At 33.1% G+C, this 18,343-nt stretch carries 20 protein-coding genes; 12 read left to right on the forward strand and 8 right to left on the reverse strand.

The window, feature by feature from the left end; all coding sequences use genetic code 11:
• The first annotated feature begins 289 nt into the window (after nt 1–289).
• A complete protein-coding gene (sepF, locus tag IJI80_RS02895) occupies nt 290–688 on the forward strand; it encodes a cell division protein SepF (protein ID WP_292787495.1) in 399 nt (132 codons plus the stop codon).
• 166 nt (nt 689–854) lie between these two features.
• The gene (locus IJI80_RS02900; protein WP_292787496.1) at nt 855–1,292 is read left to right on the forward strand and encodes a C-GCAxxG-C-C family protein; all 438 of its coding nucleotides are present in this window, start codon (nt 855–857) and stop codon (nt 1,290–1,292) included.
• 107 nt (nt 1,293–1,399) lie between these two features.
• Here IJI80_RS02900 and IJI80_RS02905 read toward each other — a convergent pair whose 3' ends face one another.
• Nucleotides 1,400–2,158, reverse strand: coding sequence for a TatD family hydrolase (locus tag IJI80_RS02905; RefSeq protein WP_292787497.1), 759 nt, complete (start codon nt 2,156–2,158; stop codon nt 1,400–1,402).
• A gap of 484 nt (nt 2,159–2,642) precedes the next feature.
• Between IJI80_RS02905 and IJI80_RS02910 the strand changes: the two genes are divergently transcribed.
• Entirely contained in the window at nt 2,643–3,446 is an 804-nt protein-coding gene (locus IJI80_RS02910) for a transcriptional regulator FilR1 domain-containing protein (protein ID WP_292787499.1), read from the forward strand.
• Between the two features lie 54 nt (nt 3,447–3,500).
• Nucleotides 3,501–4,316 (forward strand): transcriptional regulator FilR1 domain-containing protein, encoded by an 816-nt coding sequence (locus tag IJI80_RS02915; protein ID WP_292787500.1) that lies wholly within the window; start codon nt 3,501–3,503, stop codon nt 4,314–4,316.
• A 97-nt stretch (nt 4,317–4,413) separates the two neighbouring features.
• Here the strand turns inward: IJI80_RS02915 and glyS are convergent, their stop codons facing one another.
• The 4 genes from glyS to tfrB all read right to left on the reverse strand — a co-directional run bounded on the left by glyS (nt 4,414) and on the right by tfrB (nt 9,625).
• Nucleotides 4,414–6,126 carry a glycine--tRNA ligase gene (gene glyS / locus IJI80_RS02920; RefSeq protein WP_292787501.1) on the reverse strand — a complete coding sequence of 571 codons (1,713 nt, stop codon included), beginning with the start codon at nt 6,124–6,126 and terminating at the stop codon, nt 4,414–4,416.
• A 190-nt stretch (nt 6,127–6,316) separates the two neighbouring features.
• Nucleotides 6,317–7,192, reverse strand: coding sequence for a 4Fe-4S binding protein (locus tag IJI80_RS02925; protein ID WP_292787503.1), 876 nt, complete (start codon nt 7,190–7,192; stop codon nt 6,317–6,319).
• Nucleotides 7,193–7,296: 104 nt separating this feature from the next.
• Nucleotides 7,297–8,088, reverse strand: a complete 792-nt coding sequence (locus IJI80_RS02930; RefSeq protein ID WP_292787504.1) for a TrmJ/YjtD family RNA methyltransferase — start codon at nt 8,086–8,088, stop codon at nt 7,297–7,299.
• 25 nt (nt 8,089–8,113) lie between these two features.
• The gene (gene tfrB, locus IJI80_RS02935) at nt 8,114–9,625 is read right to left on the reverse strand and encodes a fumarate reductase (CoM/CoB) subunit TfrB (RefSeq protein WP_292787505.1); all 1,512 of its coding nucleotides are present in this window, start codon (nt 9,623–9,625) and stop codon (nt 8,114–8,116) included.
• Nucleotides 9,626–10,033: 408 nt separating this feature from the next.
• On the opposite strand from tfrB, the gene iorA reads away from it, so the two are divergent.
• Nucleotides 10,034–12,025, forward strand: coding sequence for an indolepyruvate ferredoxin oxidoreductase subunit alpha (gene iorA / locus IJI80_RS02940; RefSeq protein ID WP_292787506.1), 1,992 nt, complete (start codon nt 10,034–10,036; stop codon nt 12,023–12,025).
• 1 nt (nt 12,026) lies between these two features.
• Entirely contained in the window at nt 12,027–12,641 is a 615-nt protein-coding gene (locus IJI80_RS02945) for an indolepyruvate oxidoreductase subunit beta (protein WP_292787507.1), read from the forward strand.
• A 106-nt stretch (nt 12,642–12,747) separates the two neighbouring features.
• Here the strand turns inward: IJI80_RS02945 and IJI80_RS08295 are convergent, their stop codons facing one another.
• Nucleotides 12,748–13,122 carry a zinc ribbon domain-containing protein gene (locus tag IJI80_RS08295; RefSeq protein ID WP_365953720.1) on the reverse strand — a complete coding sequence of 125 codons (375 nt, stop codon included), beginning with the start codon at nt 13,120–13,122 and terminating at the stop codon, nt 12,748–12,750.
• A gap of 547 nt (nt 13,123–13,669) precedes the next feature.
• On the opposite strand from IJI80_RS08295, the gene IJI80_RS02955 reads away from it, so the two are divergent.
• The 3 genes from IJI80_RS02955 to IJI80_RS02965 all read left to right on the forward strand — a co-directional run bounded on the left by IJI80_RS02955 (nt 13,670) and on the right by IJI80_RS02965 (nt 14,980).
• Nucleotides 13,670–13,945 carry a 2TM domain-containing protein gene (locus IJI80_RS02955; protein WP_292787509.1) on the forward strand — a complete coding sequence of 92 codons (276 nt, stop codon included), beginning with the start codon at nt 13,670–13,672 and terminating at the stop codon, nt 13,943–13,945.
• Between the two features lie 85 nt (nt 13,946–14,030).
• Nucleotides 14,031–14,492, forward strand: a complete 462-nt coding sequence (locus tag IJI80_RS02960; RefSeq protein WP_292787511.1) for a LytTR family DNA-binding domain-containing protein — start codon at nt 14,031–14,033, stop codon at nt 14,490–14,492.
• Between the two features lie 50 nt (nt 14,493–14,542).
• Nucleotides 14,543–14,980, forward strand: coding sequence for a DUF3021 domain-containing protein (locus IJI80_RS02965; RefSeq protein WP_292787512.1), 438 nt, complete (start codon nt 14,543–14,545; stop codon nt 14,978–14,980).
• Nucleotides 14,981–15,115: 135 nt separating this feature from the next.
• Here IJI80_RS02965 and IJI80_RS02970 read toward each other — a convergent pair whose 3' ends face one another.
• Complete coding sequence (locus tag IJI80_RS02970) at nt 15,116–15,580, reverse strand: DUF2124 family protein (protein ID WP_292787513.1); 465 nt, start codon at nt 15,578–15,580, stop codon at nt 15,116–15,118.
• An 87-nt stretch (nt 15,581–15,667) separates the two neighbouring features.
• On the opposite strand from IJI80_RS02970, the gene IJI80_RS02975 reads away from it, so the two are divergent.
• The 3 genes from IJI80_RS02975 to IJI80_RS02985 are packed head-to-tail and all read left to right on the forward strand — an operon-like array spanning nt 15,668 to nt 17,937.
• On the forward strand, nt 15,668–16,810 hold the full coding sequence (locus IJI80_RS02975; protein WP_292787515.1) for an amidohydrolase family protein: 1,143 nt from the start codon (nt 15,668–15,670) through the stop codon (nt 16,808–16,810).
• Nucleotides 16,811–16,844: 34 nt separating this feature from the next.
• Entirely contained in the window at nt 16,845–17,288 is a 444-nt protein-coding gene (locus tag IJI80_RS02980) for a universal stress protein (RefSeq protein WP_292787517.1), read from the forward strand.
• Between the two features lie 22 nt (nt 17,289–17,310).
• A complete protein-coding gene (locus IJI80_RS02985) occupies nt 17,311–17,937 on the forward strand; it encodes a CatA-like O-acetyltransferase (protein ID WP_292787519.1) in 627 nt (208 codons plus the stop codon).
• 15 nt (nt 17,938–17,952) lie between these two features.
• Here the strand turns inward: IJI80_RS02985 and IJI80_RS02990 are convergent, their stop codons facing one another.
• On the reverse strand, nt 17,953–18,309 hold the full coding sequence (locus tag IJI80_RS02990) for a hypothetical protein (protein WP_292787520.1): 357 nt from the start codon (nt 18,307–18,309) through the stop codon (nt 17,953–17,955).
• Between the last annotated feature and the right edge of the window lie 34 nt (nt 18,310–18,343).

The following is an 18,343-nucleotide window of genomic DNA, read 5'->3' on the forward strand; positions in this document are numbered from 1 at the left end:
TACTTTTCTTTTTTCTATTTTTTTATTTTTTTCAAGTATTTTAAATTCTTTTTTTATTATTTTTTTTAAATATTTTCGAATCTATTTTTATAATCATTTTTTTTAAAAAAAATAATAACTTTTATAACTATAAAAAAATATATACTTTAATGTAACAAAGTTTAATTTATTAAACTTTTAAATTAATAAACAAATTTTTTAAAAAATATGTATAAAATTTTAAAATTTTTTTAAATTTATTTAAATTAATTTAATCAATTTTATTTATCGAATTTAAGGGAAGATCAAAATGAGTTTTACTGATAACTTAAAGAAAAGCCTTGGTTTTGAAGAAGATGACTTTGGCACTGCATACGGAATTGGTGATTACGGAGAAGATGAATTTTTTGAAGATGAATTTACTAGCATTTCTCCAGAACAAACTTTTTATGAAATCGTTTTAATCAGACCAAAATCCGTTGATGATATGGATTACATTTTTGACCAAATCGTTGAAGAAAACAATCCTGTCATTCTTGATTTAAAATTCCTTGAAAAACAAAGTGAAAAAGACTTTAGACAAGCAGGAGAAATCTTAAAGCTTTTAAGACACCAATATGGTGCAGAAGCAATTTTGCTTTCACAATCTGAAGACAAAAACTTAATTATTGTAACTCCATCTAGAGTTAAATTAGTTAGAAAAGATTAATTGGAACAATACTCATATTGTTTTTCCTATTTACTTTTCTTTTTTCTATTTTTTTATTTTTTTCAAGTATTTTAAATTCTTTTTTTATTAATTTTTTATCAATTATTTTAATTATTTTAATTTATTTTAATTAATTTATTTTCAATTTATCTATTGGAGTGGAATCATGAGTCATGTAGAAAGATCAGTGGAATTATTCGGATTGAAGTTCAATTGTGCACAGGCTGTTTTTGCAAGCTTTTCTGATGAATTAGGTCTTGATGAAAAGCAAGCACTAAAAATTGGAGGATGCTTTGGAAGCGGCATGCGTAAAGGTGAAGTTTGTGGAGCATGCGCCGGTGCATTAATGGCTTTAGGATTGAAGTATGGCCAAAGTGAAGTCGGTGATATTGACAGCAAGCTAAAGTCCGATGATGTCTGTGTCAAGTTTTTAGAGGAATTTGAATCAAAAAACGGTTCTTATATCTGCAATGAATTGTTAGGCTGTGACATTAGAACTAAAGAGGGAGTTGAATATGCCGTGGAAAACAATCTTTTCACTGAATTCTGTCCTAAAATGGTTGAATCAGCTACATTGATTGTAGAAAAATTAATTAAGGAATAATTTTTTAATTATTCCCTTTATCAATATTGAAAAACTTTTAAGTTTAAAATTTTTTTATTCCCTTTATCAATATTGAAAAACTTTTAAGTTTAAAATTTTTTTTCAATTTAAATATTGAAAAACTTTTTAGCATTTTCAAATGCTACCTTATCTATCTCTTTTTTATCGTATCCTAATCTTTTTAATGTTCTAACTGTTTTTGGAACGGAAAGCGGATTGGATGGCTTATTGCTTATATCACTATTCAATAGGAATTTATCAAAGCCGTATTTGTCCAATATTTCAATTGCCTCTTCAACTTCCATCTTTTGAGGCTGTACAGTCAATCCTATGGTAAACTCCTCATCGATTATCTCTTCAATGGTGTTAAGGTTTATATGATCGATGACTACAAGCTTTGGATTAATGCTTTCAAGAACTATTTCCTTAATGTCTTTTAGGACTTCAAGCTTGTTTTTTCTTGGAGTGTGGATGATGACTTTTGATTTTGTATTCTCTGCCAATTCCAATTGCTTTTTAAAGACTTCCTTTTCAATTTCAGTATTCTCATCCAAGCCTATTTCCCCAATAGCTATTATGTCCTTGTTTTCTATCCAAGTTTCCAATGCTTCAAAAATGATTCCATTATTTTCCAATGCATTGGCTGGATGAATCCCCAGTGCAACCCTTAAGTCAAGACCGTATTCTCCCGCTCTTCTTGGTTCAAAGTTTAGGATTCTATTCAAGTGGTTTAAAAGTATTTCTGGGTTGTTATCAATCTTATATGGATAGAAAGAGCAGGTGATTGCAGTATCTATTCCGCTAATAAACATTTTCTCAAAGTCTTCGCTGCTTCTTGAATCAGCATGCATATGTGTATCAATCATATTTTCACCATTGTTAGGATTATATTTTTTTTACTTTCATTGGAATTTTGCAGTTAAAATATATTTTAATAGTTAAAAAATTTGTTTCTAATTATTATTTGATTTGTTGTATATATTATTTTTTTCTAAAAATCATTTAAATTCATTATTTTTTTAAAAAATTAACAGTTTCACATCAATATTGATGTCATATTGAAATTCTGAGCTCTGTTTTTCTAATATGTTTATATAGGGGTTTATGAAAATTATTAATTGAGTTAACTATTTGTTAACATTGATTTTTTATCAAATCTTTAACTTTTTTCTTTCGGTTATTGGTTTGATTGGGGTGTTTTGGGCAGTGAGGTTTAATTTTAGTTATTTTTTCTGTTTGATTTTTTGTTGTTTTTATATTAAATTCATATTTTATAAAATCATGGTTTATATAAAATTAAAGGCATTTTAGTTTATCAATGATTTGATAGTGTATATAAATGGTGATAATATGTATTATTTCTCAGTTGTTGGAGATGAGTTAAAGTTTTTAAACAATTCTGATATTAGAATAAAAGTCTTGATAGACTTGTTGAATGGTCCCTTAAAAATAAGGGATATCAATAAAAGGTCCCTATTAAGCTACAGTTCAATTTCAAGCAATATCCATAAGTTATGTGCAGAAGGTTATGTTGAAAAGATTCATAACAGCTTCCAGCTAACAAATTTAGGATTGATTTATACCACTATTTTGATGGATTTTAGAGACGTTATAGCAACAATAAGCAACAACTCTGATTTCTGGCTGAATCATGATATAAGTTCATTATCCCTTGAAGATTTGAATAAATTGTCCTCTTTGGAGGGCTCTGAGTTGATAAGATGCAATTCAATGGATATTTATAAGACCCATAAGGAGTTTAAGAGATTATTTAAAAATTCAAAATCTTTGAAGGTCATATTTCCATATCTCCACCCAGAATATCCTAAATTGATTAGGAGATTGATCTTAAAAGGAATCAAGGTTGAATTGATAGTTTCTAAGGACATATTGGATAGCTTTATAAGAGACATTGGAAAGGATATTGTTAAAAAAGGCATTTATGATGGCAATTTTTCCATAAAATACTTGGAGGAAGATATCAAGATTGCTCTTGCCATTTCCAATGAATTCATTACAGTTGGACTGTTTAAGCTGGATGGAACTTATGATCAAAACAGATTATTGATATCCAATAGGAAAAAGGCAATCAATTGGGGATTAAGTATTTTTGATTCATATGCTCAAAGCGCTTTGGCATTGATTCTGAATTGATTTTTTAGAAAATGCTTTATTTTTTGTTAATTTATTTTAAATTTAGGTGGTTTAATGTTTAATGAGAGAGATTCACCAAAAAACTATAATGATTTTTTAACTGTTCGATTTTTATTGGCTTCAAAGATGAGGCCTTTGCTGCTTTTGTTATTATCAGATAGGGAGTATGATTTGAATGATTTTAGAGAGGAATTGGATAAGCCATCTGCTTCAATTTTGCATGGATTAAAGGAATTGGAACGGATTAATTTAATCAAGAAAAATTTTAAAAAGTATTCCTTATCGTCTAAGGGAGTCCTATGTTCTGCAAGCTTGAAAAAGCTTTTTAAGGATTTGTATATCTTTGAAATCAATAGGGATTTTTGGCTGAACCATTCGATAGAATCCATTCCTAGTGAATCATTTAAAAATACTTATTTGCTTAAGGATTCTGTTTTTGTAGAGTCTGATGAACATAACCTTTCTAAATCCTTTACAAGATACCTTGAACTCTTAAGCAATTGTGGCAATATGGAAATAATTTTGCCTATATTCCTAGAGGAACATTTGGAGATAATTTTGGAAAATCTGGAAAACGGGGATAACTTGCTTTTGATTACAAATGAAGAGGTATTGTCCTCCTTAAAGAAATCCAAATATTATGAAGACTTGGTTGATTTTTCAAAAAATGGCCAAGTGATAATTAGAAAAGTTGATTATGACTTAAAGATATTCCTGACAATCTGTGATGATTTCATGTCTTTAAGTTTGTTTTTTAAGGATGGGCTTTTTGACAATTCCTGCTTTATTCTCAATGAATATTCTGATGGTATAAAATGGGCTAGAATTTTATTTAAGAAGTTTTCTGAAAAGTCAATAAGAGCACTTTAATTGATTAAAAAAAGGTTGGTGGTAAAATTTATTTTTTTTTAAAAGTTAAAAAAAAGTATTGGGAAATTTTTATAAAATGTAAAAAGTTAAAAAAAGATTATTGAAGTTTTGCTTCAATAACTTCTTTTAAATCTTCTATTTTTACTCTTTCCTGTTCTTCAGTGTCCCTATCTCTTATTGTTACAGTATTGTCCTCTTTAGTGTCAAAGTCCACTGTAATAGCTATTGGAACACCTACTTCATCAGCACGAGCATATCTTTTACCGATGGTTCCTGAAGTGTCATTGTCTACAGTGAAACCAGCTTCACGTAATTTATGAGTGATGTCAATTGCTATTTCACCGAGCCCTTCCTTGTTCATCAATGGGAAGACACTTACTTGAATTGGTGCAATTTCCTTTGCAAACTTGAAGTATTCCTTATCGAATCCATCTTCTTCAGTCTTGAAAGAATGCAATAATGTGCAGTAAAGGATACGGTCGATACCGAATGAAGGTTCAATTACGTGAGGAATGATTCTTTCCCCTTTAACCTCTTCTTCAATGTCTTCAAAGATCAAGTGCTCTTCAAGAATCTCGAATGTGTTGTCCAGTTCAAGAATGAATTTTCCTTCACTTTCGATTTGTTCCTTAAGCGCTAAGACTTCATCATCTGATAAGTTTTCAATGTAAGTTTTGATTTTTGGAGAGTCACCTTTGAATGCAGGTCCGAATAGCTTTAAGTTAGGCTTTACAATGGTTTTTGATACAAGCTTAGGCTCATCGTATTCCATGTAAATGCTTAATTCCTCATTACTGAACTGGCTGTGTGCAGTTAGGTCATAGTTTCCTCTGTCTGCAATACCGATGATTTCTACCCAACCATATTGGTCGGTTAAGCATTCCACGTCCCAGCAGTCAAGTGCATAGTGAGCCATTTCTCCAGGCAAGTGTTGTCTGAATCTCAAGACCTCATCAGGAATTCCCAATTCCTTAAGGAATTTTCTTGCAAGATACAATTGATAGATCAATGTTTCAGATGATACGACACCTTGGTCTAAAGCTTCTTGAGCAGTGATTTCCAAGGTTTCCTTATCATTCATTTGAACATCTTGAGATGATAAGTATAATATTTCATCAGCTATTTGGCTGAATTTAGGATGGGTCTTGTCTTTAGGGTCCAAGAATATTTCAGCTTCAGCTTGGGTGAATTCTCTTAAACGAATTACCCCTTGTCTTGGAGAGATTTCGTTTCTGTATGCTTTTCCAAGTTGCACAGCACCGAATGGAAGCTTGTTTTTAAAGAATCTTGATAAACGTTTGAATAGGATGAAAATTCCTTGAGCGGTTTCAGGTCTCATGTAACCTACTTTGTCACCTTTTGCTCCGATTTCAGTCTTGAACATCAAGTTGTAGTTCCAGATGTTTGCCAAGTCGCCGCCACAGCTTGGACATTTGATATTGTTTTCCTTTACGATTTCATCCATTTCGCTGTTTTCCAAGCTTTCAACATCTTCTCCGATTGCCTCTTCAATGATGTGGTCTGCTCTAAACACTTCACCGCAAGAGAGACATTTGGTCATTGGATCTGTAAAGTTGTCAACGTGTCCGGATGCCTTCAACACTTCCTTAGGCATTACAGTTGGCCCTTCGATTTCGTGGAAACCTTCTCCTGCAATGTATTGCTTTCTCCACTTTTGCATGATGTTATTCTTTAGGCTTGCTCCAAGAGGTCCGTAATCGGTAAATCCAGAGACTCCTGAGTAAATCTCAAAAGATGGCCATAAGAAACCTCTTTTACGTGCAATATTAAACATTTTTTCATGATTCATTAATATTTCTCCATAAGTAAAATAATTTTTAATTAATTAGAATAGTTATTAAATAAGTTATTAAATGAAATAATTTAACTTAATAATTTAACATTTTAATTTTTCTATTTAATTATTATTATAAGTTTTTATAAAATTAGATTTTTTCATAAAAAAAGTTAAAAAAAAGTAAAATAAGTTAATTAGTTAATTATTTTTTATAATCAACTAATTCTCCGATTCTATTTACCACAGAATCAATGGATTTTTGACTGTATTCCAATTCAATTGCATCGAATTTGCATGTTTGAACGCAGTGTCCACAGCCAACACATTTGTCTTGATCAATCTTTATTTTGCCGTCTTCAATATAGATTGCATTTCCAAAGCAAACGTCATCACCTAAACATTGTCTGCACATCTTACAGTTATCGCTTACTGTATGCACTTCAACGTCTTCAAGTCTCATCACCTTATTGCTGATGTCATCATCAAGGTCTGGAAGAACTTTCCATAGGCAACAGCAAGGACAGCAATGGCAGATTGTCAGGAGTTTTTCCTTTGGCCTTACATTCATCCAAACGCTATCGATTTTGTTTCTACCGATAACATGGCTTAATCCTAATTCATCTGCCTCATCAACATGTGCCAAAGCTTCTTCAACTGTTGCAGTTCTGCCGTATTTTGAAGCTATTTTACGTGTTGCGGGACCAATGAATATACAACCGAAATCTTGTGGATAATCCTCACAATTTGCAGAAGATCTGCAGAGACATTTGTGCATGATTACAATGTCTTCTGCCTCTTTTATCACTTCTTTGATGATTTGGCTTGGCACAAATTCTGACTCGGATTTCTCAAAGCTTTGATTGATTTCAATGTTTGCAGTGATGGTCTTGTTGACTGCTTTCTTATTTGGAAGGACATAAACCTCATCATCTTCGAATAGAATCTTATCGATGATTTTTTTAGCGATTCTTGATTTTTTGGTTAATCTGGAAAGGAAAAATCGTGTGTGAAAAGCGTGTTTAACGAATGTTGTGGTCACATCTTCATAATATCCTTTTCGTCTATCTTTATCGTCCATAGTTTAGTCCCTTTATTTTTATTTCTATAAGTTTAATATATTATAATCTTATTTATATTTAAATATTTTTTGTTAAGTTTTTTAAGTATAAAGCTTTTTTTTAATTATTCTTTATCATTTTCTTCTATCTTATTATTCAAACGTCTTAAAATGCCCTTGAATGTATGTGCTTCCCTTCCAGTAATGAATGCTCTGTTGATAATGTTCTTGAATACTTTCAATCCATTTTTCTTCTTATGATCTGGAATTGATAATGTGTTGATTAGCTTTTCCATATCGCTTATAAGGTATTCCTTTTCAAGTGCAGTGCTTTCCTCAAGCCCTTCTACAGGATAATTGTTCCTGTTTTTGAATACTTCATAAAGGATAACTGCAGCTGCATGTGAAATGTTCATGATGGGATAGCTTGGGTCAGTTGGAATGCTTACAGTGATATCGCACATTTCGATTTCTGCATTGGTTAATCCGTTTCCTTCCCTTCCAAAGAGAATGGCTATCTTATCGTTGTAGTTCATTGACTTTCCAAGCTCTTCAGGCTTTATTGGAATCCTTGAAAGGTTATAGCTTCCTCCAGGAGCTCCAGTTGAACCGACTATGAAGTCAATTTCTTTGTCCTTTACAAAGTCTTCAACTGTGTCATAAATCAATGCATTTTCAACGGTTTCCCTTGCATGCATAGCTTGATAATATGCTTCATCCTTAAGTGTGCATGGGTTGATTAGAACCAGTTTATGAAGTCCAAAGTTACCCATTGTTCTTGCTAAAAAGCCAACATTTCCAGGAGATTCACATTCTACAAAAACAACATAGATGTTTTCCTTAAGTCTGATAGTCTCTTCATCCTCAACTATCTCCTTAACTTTACCTCTATCGCTTGTCTTGTTTTTGTTTTTCATGCTAATCTTCTGTTGATTTTATTGCCTATTCATCATAGGCCATTTTAAGTAATTGAATAAGATTTAATATTTTTACATTTTCAAGACCAATTTCATTCAAACCGTCTTGTATGTTGATTTGACAGAATGGACAGATTGTAGTCACATAATCTGCACCGGTTTCTCTTACCATTTCTGCCTTGTCCTTTGCAAGCTCTAATGCAATTTCAGGCTTACCAGATTTTATTCCTCCACCTGCACCACAGCATTGGCAAGGGAACTCGAGTTCTTCAAATTCCACTCCAGGAATCATTTCAATGATTTCCCTTGGTTGGTCCTTGATTCCTTGTCCTCTTGACAAGTGGCAAGGGTCATGCCAGGTTACCTTGGTATTGACTTCCTTCATTTTGCTCGGATCTAACTTATCCACTAGGAATTCGCTGATATCCTGCACGTTAAGGTTGGATCCGTATTTCGGATGGTCATTCTTTAAGGTTGCTCCGCAACCTGCACAGATGGTGATTACCTTATCATAATCCTTGAAAATCTCTTTGTTCTTGTCTACAAGTTCCTGAACAACATCAACTTGGCCTGTTCTTAAAAGAGGTGAACCGCAACATACTTGGCCTTCAGGAATGTCTATTTCAATATTGTTTGCTTTCAATACATCAAGTAGCGCATATCCAACATCTTGAGCTCTGTAATCCACCATACAACCAGTGAATAATGCAACCTTTTCCTTGTTTTCATCTTCATCGATGTAGTATTTGCCTTCCTCATCCCATTTCTTGTGAATGGTTTCAATGAATGGCTCTTCAGGTTTGCTTACAGAACGTCCGCTTGCAACTACATTGTCCTTAAAGACCTTATGGGCATCAAGTGGTCCGAGGTCTCTTGCATAAGCCATTGCCCTAAGCTTTTCAATCGCATCTCCAAAGCTGTTGATGTTTTTAGGACATATTGAACCGCATTTGCCGCAGCTTGTACAAGCATACATTCCGCTGTCGAGAGCCTCTATAAGTCTGTCATATTCATCTCTTGGATCAAAGTCAAACTTGGAGATGTATCTTAAGTAGTAAGGTCCGAGGAAGTCTTCCTTGAAGTGTTTTACCACTGGACAAGAGGAAAGGCAAGTGTAACATTCAATGCAGCTTCTTACCTTTTTGGTGTCCTTGATGTCTTCTGGATTAAGCTTTTCATGAGAGGTTTCGCTGTCGCAATCCAAACTTAACTGCAATTGCTTTATCTTTTCATCAGCTGAACTTCTATCTACAACCAAGTCCTTAATCACTGGGAAGTCCAATGGTTCAATCAATACATTATCCTTGATTTCTGCCTTACATGCAAGTGCACCATTTCCATTAAGCTTTACACCGCATGAACCACATTGACCAGCTAAACATGAGCTTCTAAAGCTCACGTCTGCATCATATTTTCTGTTTATTGCCTCTAATGCATCAAGCACTTTCATTCCAGGATATTCTTCAATTTCATAAGATTCAATATGAGCTTCCTCATCTGTCTCCTTGTTGAATCTTTTAACATAAACGGTTATCATAGCAATCCCTTTTTAAACTATCAAATAATTTTTATAATATGATTTTTCATTGAATTTAATATTTTTCCTAAAATTTCACTTGTTTATATTTTTTATATAATATAATAATAAATCACTTTATATATTTTTATTTGCTTTATTATAAAGTTTAGTATTTTTTAATTACAACATATTCTTTCATTCAATATTTTAGCAATCACTTTAAAATTTCCTTAAAAATGCCATGTATTAAATATGTAAAGAAACTAATAATTTATTATGATAATTTATGAGATTTTATAATTTTATGAAATCTCAGAATTCTAATCATTATCTAATACTTACAATTATTATAAAAAGTTTAGAGATTAATCGATGATTTTTTAGATTATGATATTAATCGATTGATCTCGTGTGTGGTGAATTTATATGGCTTATGATCAATTAGTAACTAGTGAAAAAGGAGACAAGCTTTTCCTTTTAGGTAATGAAGCTGCTGTTCGAGGAGCTATTGAAGCGGGCGTATCTGTAGCAGCAACCTATCCTGGAACTCCTTCTTCCGAAATAGGTAACATATTATCAGTTGTTGCTAAAAATGTAGAGATGTACTTTGAATTTTCTGCAAACGAAAAGGTAGCTATGGAAGTGGCAGCCACTGCAGCTGCAAGTGGCCTCAGGTCATTCACTTTCATGAAACATGTAGGTTTGAATGTAGCTGCCGATTCATTCATGACTACTGCTTATTCTGGTGTTAAGGGAGGAATGATTATTCTTGTAGCAGATGACCCTTCACTTTTTTCTTCCCAGAATGAACAGGATACAAGAAACTATTCAAGATTATCCTCTGTCCCAATTTTAGAACCATCCTCTCCTCAAGAGATAAAGGATATGATGGTTTACGGATTTGACTTATCCGAACAGTTTGGAATTCCAGTAATTCTTAGAACAAGTACTCGTGTATCTCATATGAGAGGAATTGTGGAATGTGGTGGAATAGAAAAACCTAAATCAACTACCAGGCAATCAGAATCCGATGGGCATTGGTTAAAAGGATACTTCGTTAAAAATCCAAGGGAATTTGTTCCTGTTCCTGCAAATGCACTCTCTATGCATTCAAGATTAGTGGAAAAAATGGAAAAGCTGGAAGAGGCAGCTAATGAAAGTCCAGTAAATGAGGTTTATTCATTTGAAGATGGAACACTCCAAGGAAAATACGGTGTCATTTCCTCTGGCGGTGCCTTCAATTATGCTTATGATGTTGTATCTCAAGAAAACTTAGGTATGGATATCCTAAAGATTGCATTATCCTACCCTACCCCAAAGGACTTGATTTATGACTTCTGTAAAAACCTTGAAGGAGTATTCATTGTAGAGGAAGTTGATCCTGTACTTGAAAGGGATGTACTTGCGGTTTTAGGTGAGAACAATTTGGATTGTCCTGTCTATGGTAAGTTTGATGGAACTTTCCCAATGGTTCATGAATACAATCCAGACATTGTAAAGGAATCCATCAATAAGGTTGTTTCTGATTTGGTAGATGATAAAGAGTTCTTGGAAGAGTATAAATCAGAAAATGGCAAAGACCTTGATGGAGATTTAATTGAAATCGTTGAAAAGATGGAATTTAGTGATGGATTGAAGGAACTTATAGATAATATTCCAACAAGAGCTCCAACATTATGTGCAGGATGTTCCCACAGATCCGCTTATTATGCTGCTGTAAAGGCTTATCAGGAAATGGGATATGCTAAGGAAGATATGATATTTGCATCTGACATTGGATGTTACACCTTAGGAATTTCCCCTCCTTATGAAACTGCAGACTATCTTCTTGCAATGGGTTCATCTGTAGGTGACGGTTGCGGATTCTCAATTGCAACCAATCAGCATGTAATGAGCTTCATTGGAGATTCAACATTTTTCCACAGTGGTTTATCTCCACTTGTAAATGCAGTTCACAACAAGAATAAGTTCGTGCTTACAATTTTAGATAATAGAATCACTGCAATGACTGGAGGTCAGCCAAACCCAGGGATTCCTGTTGATGGAATGGGAGATGAGGCTCCAGCTGTTTCCATCGAGGATATTGTGGAAGCTATTGGAGTGAAATTCTTGAAGATTGTAAACCCTCATAACATCAAAAAGACTGTTGACATTTACAAGGAAGCACTTGAATACGGCGGCGTTGCAGTTGTAATTGCAAGATACCCATGTACATTAATCAAGGGTCAAAAGAAAAAGGCACCTATGGTCATTAAGGACAATTGTGTAAAATGCCTTACTTGTGTAAAGACTCTTGCATGTCCTGCAATCTCTTATCTAAATGATAAGGTAGTTGTTGATGAGGCATTATGTAAATCATGTACCGTTTGTATACAAGTCTGTCCGAACAAAGCTATTGGAGTAAAAAAAGGTGATTAAGATGGCTAGCGATGATAATAAGAATTACAGTATTTACATTTCCGGTGTAGGTGGTCAGGGAATTATCAAAACATCTGTAATCATCGGTGAAGCTGCAATGCTTGAAGGTTATGATGTTGTAATGAGTGAGATTCACGGTATGAGCCAAAGGGGAGGATCTGTGTCAACTGAACTCAAGATAGGAAACTTCAAATCCTCCATTGTCGAGGAATCCAAGGCAGACTTGATTCTTGCATTTGAACCTATTGAAGTCTTAAGAGGATTGAATAAGGCAAACAAGGATACAACCTTAATCTTTAATACATTCCCTATTGTGCCTTCAACATTGACTCAAACTGGAGAGACCTATCCTGAAATTGATGATATAATAGCTAATTTAAAAGATAATTTCAAATCTGTTTATCCGTTAGAAGCAAATGGTTTGGCTAAGGATGCAGGCAGTATCTTATCCTTGAATATGGTGCTTTTAGGTGCATGTGTTGCAAATGATGATTTCCCACTTTCAAAGGAAACCGTTGAAACTGCAATGAAAAACAATTTAGCTCCTAAATTCCATGAAATGAATTTAAAAGCTATTGAAAACGGTTATAATGCTATTAAAGACAAGCTTTTATAGCCTTCAGCTATAAAACCTTGACCAAAATCTTTTTACTAGTTGGGAGTTTCCAACTATTTCTTTTTTTATTTTAAACTTTTTTTTAAAATTATTTTATAAATAATTCTTATTTTCCTGTAAGTTTTATACCACAAATCTTACATATCTTGTCTTCTTCCTTAACCCTATTACCGCATTGAGGACAGTATTTAGGAAGTTGTGGCTTGCTTGACTTGACTTTCTGATTAAGGAAAATGTCTTCTCTGATTTTCCTGTTCTGGATTAGGCAAGCTCTATCCCAATCATGTTCCATTAGTGTCTTTTTAACAAAATAAGCTTCAACCATACTGTCATATTGGCCGTAATTTTCTTCCCCTCTTATTACACAGAACTTACGTTCCTTATGGTTGAATACGATTTCCCCTTCCAAATCTTTTTTGAATTTCAGGTTTCCTTCAATACGTCCCCTTGGACGATTTTCTGGAAATGGTGGAAGATCCATATTTTCATACTTGTTTGGCAAGTCGCATTCCACGAGAAGATCATAGTCAAACTTGCAGTAAAACAAGCAATCCCTTTCATAGAGAGCGTCGGATAGTTTACTGAATTCGCCATAATCCTTATTATTATATTTGATACGATATTTCTTACCGGACTTTACAATATTTCTGTAAAAATATCTTATATTATTTGTTTCTATCCTAACACCTCCATTCAAGTCGATTAGATGCAATTGCCAAAATTATTGGTTATAAAATTTTTAAAAAAAATAAGAAAAAATAATTAAATTTTATAGTAATATTAGTATGTTTTAATAATATATTAAATTTTTTAAATCAATTTTTTAATCAATTTTTTAAAATATTTTTTTTAAAATATTTTCAGTATCCTATTTTTGCATTTCAGCACAATATTTCTGCATCTTGTTAATTTGGATAAGTATTCATTTATATAGGAATAATCTAACTAATATTATCTAAAAACAAATGGAATTTCATTAATAATTTTAGAAAATTAAAAAATAACAAATTAAAACTAAGTGTGATTTTATGTCTGAAAGTGAATTATATAGTAGAGCAGAAAGAAGAGTAGATGAAAAAATGGGCTTTTATCGTCATTTATACAGTTTCATTGCTGTAAACATTATTCTAATTATTATAAATGTCTTGTTTTCACGTGGTGAATGGTGGTTTTATTGGGTAACCCTTTTCTGGGGAATCGGTTTAGTGTCCCATTATCTTAAGACATTCGTTTTCTTTGAGAAATTTGATGAAAAATACAGAGATCAAATGATTGAAAAGGAAATGGAAAAAATGAGAAAGTAAGCATAATTTTAAAAATGTTTATTTTATTGAAAAACAATATTTTAAATTGATTATAATTATTTAGAAAAAATTGTTTGGTTATTTTATGAAAGTGAATTTATTTGTTTCAAAAGACCTTGAGGAGCCTTATGCAGAAATCTATACCGATGCATTGACTGACAATATTCAAAAGGCAATGGTTCTTTTGGAAAATGAAGATGAATATGAAGAAGAAATCGGTGACAATTCAATATTGGCTGTAAAAAAGGGACAGGATATTGTTCTTCTTGACTTTGAAGACATCTTCATGATTAGAGTTGAGGATAAGCAGAACAAGGTCTACACAGAGGATAAGGATTATTTGGTTAAAAAGCCTCTCTATCAGATTGAAGAGAATCTTGACTCTAATTTCGTAAGGGTTTCAAAGACAACTATTGTCAATTTGAGAAAGATAAAAAGAGTGGCACCTTCCTTAAGGGGAATGATGTTTATTGAGCTTAAGAACGGATTGAAAGATAATATTTCAAGAAAATACTTATCCGATTTCAAGGAAGCTCTAGATTTATGAATTTATTTTTATGATATTTATTGATTGTGCTTATTTGTAAAGGTGGTTATATGAAAATTGATTTGATTGAAAGATTAGCATTGGGAGCATTTGTAGGATGCTTTGTTGTAATGCTTGTAATGGTATTAGGGTCTTATATTGCAGGTCTTCAGAATGTATCATTCACTGGTTTGGAAATAATAAATGCCTTCTTTGGATCCATTGTTGTTGGATGGGCATTTAGCTTAAGTGGACTCATTTATGAAAAGGAAGAAGTTCCATTTCCACTTCAAGTCATATTCCAAATGGTAATTGGTATGGGTGTATTGTTTGCTGTGGCAGTTTACTTGCAATGGATGCCGATTAGCTTAGGAATTGGTCCAATAATTACTTGGATTGTAATAGCTTGCATTTTCGCTGCAGTATTCTGGGCAGGATTTTTTGTCTATTACTCTCTTCAAGCAAGGGATATAAATAAAAAATTGGAATTATCCAACAAGCTTTTTTAGTCTTCGACTAAAAAACCTTGACCAAAATATTATTTATAGTTGAGAGTGTATGGCTCTCAACTGTTAAATCATTTTAAATTAAATTTTTTTAACTATTTTTTTACTTTTTTTTTTTTAACGTATTTTAATTCTTTCTTATTTTTTGGTTACTCCAGTCAATGTTCCATCTACAATGCAGTCGAAGTCAACCTTATCTAGCCAACCTGCTTTGGTAAACATGTCCATGTATCCAACACCAATGATTTTTCCATCATCCTTTAGGATTTCTGCAATGGTTTCATTCAATTCATCAACATCAGTATTGGCTTTAGGCATGGTAAGCCCACCTAAGAGTACTACTGCATCAGAACCATGAGGGTCAGATATTTCTTCATTAAGCTGCATTCCATATGGCTTGAATTCAAATTGGTGGCATGTTTCAATATTAGTTCCACTAATGAAATGGGATTCCTTATTTCTTATTGCATATGAGAATAATGCTGCAAAAGGAGTGCAGACACCTGGAGTTCCTAAAAATGTGACTTTTTCAACATCTCCAACTGCCTCTTTAAATGCTACAATATTTCCGTTTAATCCTTTAAATTCACTGATTGTTTCCATTTTTTCACATCCCTTAAAAAAATTAAGTATTCTTAATTAATCATTTTTAAATAAAAATATATAAAACTTATTTTATAATTATTAATAATGAAAACTATAGCAAATGGATTAATCCTAAAAGGCATTGATTTAATTCCTGTTAAGGAAAACATGGTCATTGATGATGATGGCAATATCATAGAAATCTCCAAGGATGCAAAGGAAGGGGAAATCATAGATGCATCTGATAAGATTGTATGCCCAAGATTCATTAATTCACATACTCATATAGGAGATTCCATAATAAAGGATGAGGGAGATGGCTTAAGTCTTGATGAAGTTGTAAAGCCGCCTCATGGGATTAAGCATCTTGCATTGGAGTCTGCAAGTGATGATGAGCTCATTGAAGCAATGAGGGAGTCAATGTGGGACATGCACAATCTTGGAATCAGTCATTTCATCGATTATCGTGAAGGTGGCCTTGAAGGTGTCAAGCTTATCAAGGAGGCATCAAAGGACATTCCAATAACCCCAATCATTCTTGGAAGAGACAGCTCATTCTATGGAGAAGACCTTAATTATCATCAGGTCAAGGTTGCTATCAGAAAGCTTCTAAAGCATGCTGATGGAATCGGTTTAAGCGGTTTTGGTGAAATCGATACAACTGTTGCTGAAATCATCTGTGAGAAATGTGAAGCAGCAGGAAAGATATCTTCAATTCATGTGGCTGAAAGTGAAGACAATCAATTCACATCTCTTGAAAAAACTGGTAAAACAGAACCTCAAAGAGCATTTGAAGCAGGATTCAATCAAGTTGTCCATATGACCAATCCAAAGAATGATGATATTGGACTTCTATCAAAATCAAACAGTTCTCTCACAATATGTCCAAGATCAAATGGTGCATTGAGTGTTGGAATCATTCCACTTTTTGAAGTCTTGAAAACAGGAGTTAAGCCCTTGATTGGAAGTGACAATATAATGATAAATAGGCCTAATCTATTTAGAGAAATGGAGTTTACATTAAAGATAATGAAAGGTTTCTCTAAGAATTACATAGCGCCTGTTGAAGTATTGAAAATGGCAACAACAACGGTATGTGTAGCAGATTCATTAAGTGAAAAAATCAAAAAACCATACATTGAAGAAGGTCAAAAAGGACAATTCATGATTATAAATCAAAAGTCAAATAATCCATATCTAAGTTTGATAAACAGAACTGAAATTGATGATATCATACAAATAATCTAATATTTATCCTAATTATTTATCTAAAGTGAGTAAAATGAGTGAACAGTTATATAAAAAGATCCTATTGCCAACAGATGGCTCAAAATACTCAGACATATCTGAAAAGCATGCATTGTCAATTGCAGCTACAAACAATGCTGAAATAATCGCTTTAAGCGTAATTGAAAACTCTTTTTCAATAGGTCTTCCAGATACTGAAACCATCTCTGAAGTTAACCGATTGCTTAAGGATGAGAATGAAAAGAACCTTAAGAAGGTGGAAAGGCTTCGAGATGAATGTGGTGTGGATGTGAAGATCACTACAATGGTTAAGGAAGGTTCTCCTGCAAGGGTAATTCTTGAAACCATTGATGAGGAAGACATTGACCTTGTTGTTATGGGAAGTTCAGGAAAGAGCGGAATTGATAAGTTCTTGATGGGCAGTGTAGCGGAAAAGGTCGTCAAGTCAGCTAAATGCTCTGTTTTGATAGTTCATTGATTGCATTCAATAGGAGTTTCAAATGAAGGAAATAGATTTTGACTTGGAAAACAACCCATTCATAAACTTCTTGTCCTCAAGATACACAATGTCTGCAAGGGTCAATGTTGAAAACTTGTGGATTAAATCAAAGGAGCAGGACTTGTCCTTTTTTGTCATGTCACTTGGAGCATTGATGAATGCATTGAATGATATTCCTCAAATGAGAAGAAGGATCATTGACGGCAAGGTCATTGAATTCGAGTCATTGGATGCAGTTTGCCCAATAATGGATAAGGAGGAGACAGTCTTTAAGGAAATAAGGATAGAAGGCCCTCAAAGATTCTATAACATTCTAAAATGGCATGATTATGTTGTGGATTATCAGCTTAATGTTTTGGAAGGAGTTGATAAGGCATTTGATGTGGATACAATGGAAAGGGATAAGATAAACATTGCTAATTTTTCATGCATCCCTTGGGTTGATTTCGATTCAATCACCAATGCAACTGCTGCGGGAAATGCAATCCAACCTTTAATCACTTGGGGAAAGGTCAATGAGAATTATGAGATGACTGTATCCATAACAGTTAGCCATATCTTTGTAAATGGGTTGGAACTGGCTAAGTTCTATAAGAATGCTCAAGAGAACTTTGACAGTTTATTATAACTATTTTTTTATTTTTTATTGCGGTGTGAGAGCGTCTTCGGTAATATCCCCTGCTGCAGTAATAGCTTCTGCTGGCATATCATAGTTTAGATAGACATTAACCTTCATCATTTTGAGTTCAAATTGTATTTCTTCATCTTGATATTGTGTCAATCTATAGTTGATGTAATCCATCGATTCGTCAACGTCTAACCTTCTAATATCGCTTAACATTTTGCTGACGAGTTGATCTATTGGCAAATCATCGATTTTTGCCGGACCGCTGTTTAGCTTAATGACTACAATACCTACAGCTAATCCTATGATTAATAAAATGAGAAAACTTAAAACAATCGTCAAAATTTTCTTTTTAGTGCCTGACCCTTTATCCATATTTCTATATTAGCATAAAAACTTTCATTCACCA

It is taken from the genome of Methanobrevibacter sp. (genome assembly GCF_017432245.1).
Classification (GTDB): domain Archaea; phylum Methanobacteriota; class Methanobacteria; order Methanobacteriales; family Methanobacteriaceae; genus Methanobrevibacter.

Coding starts and splice junctions, on each gene's coding strand:
- sepF (WP_292787495.1), top strand. CDS start 290: ATGAGTTTTACTGATAACTTAAAGAAAAGCCTTGGTTTTGAAGAAGAT.
- IJI80_RS02900 (WP_292787496.1), top strand. CDS start 855: ATGAGTCATGTAGAAAGATCAGTGGAATTATTCGGATTGAAGTTCAAT.
- IJI80_RS02905 (WP_292787497.1), bottom strand. CDS start 2,158: ATGATTGATACACATATGCATGCTGATTCAAGAAGCAGCGAAGACTTT.
- IJI80_RS02910 (WP_292787499.1), top strand. CDS start 2,643: ATGTATTATTTCTCAGTTGTTGGAGATGAGTTAAAGTTTTTAAACAAT.
- IJI80_RS02915 (WP_292787500.1), top strand. CDS start 3,501: ATGTTTAATGAGAGAGATTCACCAAAAAACTATAATGATTTTTTAACT.
- glyS (WP_292787501.1), bottom strand. CDS start 6,126: ATGAATCATGAAAAAATGTTTAATATTGCACGTAAAAGAGGTTTCTTA.
- IJI80_RS02925 (WP_292787503.1), bottom strand. CDS start 7,192: ATGGACGATAAAGATAGACGAAAAGGATATTATGAAGATGTGACCACA.
- IJI80_RS02930 (WP_292787504.1), bottom strand. CDS start 8,088: ATGAAAAACAAAAACAAGACAAGCGATAGAGGTAAAGTTAAGGAGATA.
- tfrB (WP_292787505.1), bottom strand. CDS start 9,625: ATGATAACCGTTTATGTTAAAAGATTCAACAAGGAGACAGATGAGGAA.
- iorA (WP_292787506.1), top strand. CDS start 10,034: ATGGCTTATGATCAATTAGTAACTAGTGAAAAAGGAGACAAGCTTTTC.
- IJI80_RS02945 (WP_292787507.1), top strand. CDS start 12,027: ATGGCTAGCGATGATAATAAGAATTACAGTATTTACATTTCCGGTGTA.
- IJI80_RS08295 (WP_365953720.1), bottom strand. CDS start 13,122: ATGGATCTTCCACCATTTCCAGAAAATCGTCCAAGGGGACGTATTGAA.
- IJI80_RS02955 (WP_292787509.1), top strand. CDS start 13,670: ATGTCTGAAAGTGAATTATATAGTAGAGCAGAAAGAAGAGTAGATGAA.
- IJI80_RS02960 (WP_292787511.1), top strand. CDS start 14,031: ATGAAAGTGAATTTATTTGTTTCAAAAGACCTTGAGGAGCCTTATGCA.
- IJI80_RS02965 (WP_292787512.1), top strand. CDS start 14,543: ATGAAAATTGATTTGATTGAAAGATTAGCATTGGGAGCATTTGTAGGA.
- IJI80_RS02970 (WP_292787513.1), bottom strand. CDS start 15,580: ATGGAAACAATCAGTGAATTTAAAGGATTAAACGGAAATATTGTAGCA.
- IJI80_RS02975 (WP_292787515.1), top strand. CDS start 15,668: ATGAAAACTATAGCAAATGGATTAATCCTAAAAGGCATTGATTTAATT.
- IJI80_RS02980 (WP_292787517.1), top strand. CDS start 16,845: ATGAGTGAACAGTTATATAAAAAGATCCTATTGCCAACAGATGGCTCA.
- IJI80_RS02985 (WP_292787519.1), top strand. CDS start 17,311: ATGAAGGAAATAGATTTTGACTTGGAAAACAACCCATTCATAAACTTC.
- IJI80_RS02990 (WP_292787520.1), bottom strand. CDS start 18,309: ATGGATAAAGGGTCAGGCACTAAAAAGAAAATTTTGACGATTGTTTTA.